This window comes from Pseudomonas sp. Pseusp3, assembly GCF_047304225.1.
GTDB classification, from domain to species: Bacteria; Pseudomonadota; Gammaproteobacteria; order Pseudomonadales; family Pseudomonadaceae; genus Aquipseudomonas; species Aquipseudomonas fluorescens_CD.
In genome coordinates this window covers 1-655 of sequence record NZ_JBGLYV010000238.1, presented here as the reverse complement: position 1 = coordinate 655, position 655 = coordinate 1, and the positions used below count along the sequence as shown (strand labels likewise).

Here is a 655-nt window from a genome sequence, read left to right as displayed (position 1 = left end):
GGACTCAAGAGCGCCGCGCTTAGCCAGCAAGCCCGCGTTTTCGTTAACGACCATCGCGAGCAAGCTCGCTCCTACAACAACAGCAACAGCAACGGGTCAGTCAGTTGTTTTTCGCTAGCCGGGTTTCACCGCTGTCCCAACCGCCGCCCAGGGATTTGTAGATCGCGACAATAGCCCGGTACTGGTCGGTTTCACCCAGTGCCTGGGCGTCCTCGGCGTTCAACCGCTCACGTTGTGCATCCAGCAACACCAGATAGTCCACCACCCCTTCCTTGTATTGCGTCGCCGCCAGTTCGGCCGCCGCGCGACTCGACTCGCTTTGCTTGATCAGCGACAGCAGGCGTTGCTGGCGTTTGCCGTAGTCGCTGAAAGCATTTTCCGACTCTTCCAGTGCGAGCAGTACCTGTTGCTCATAGGTCGCCAACGCCCCCTCGGCGTCGGCGTTTGCGCCACGGATTCGCGCTCGCACACTGCCCAGGTCAAACGCGGCCCAGGTGATGCTCGGCCCCAGGCTCCAGGCACGGGCGGCACTGGAGCCGATTTGCGAACCACGCCCCGCCGTGAACCCCAGGAACCCGCTCAAACTCACCCGGGGAAACAGGTCCGCGGTGGCCACGCCGACATCGGCCGTGGAAGCCGCCAACCGGCGCTCTGC

General features: G+C 63.4%; 1 protein-coding gene. It reads right to left on the bottom strand.

Annotation, left to right across the window (positions count from 1 at the left end; genetic code table 11):
• Nucleotides 1-100: 100 nt before the first annotated feature.
• The coding region (locus ACCD00_RS30715) for a TolC family protein (protein ID WP_413428934.1) at nt 101-655 on the bottom strand (555 nt) is incomplete at its 5' end.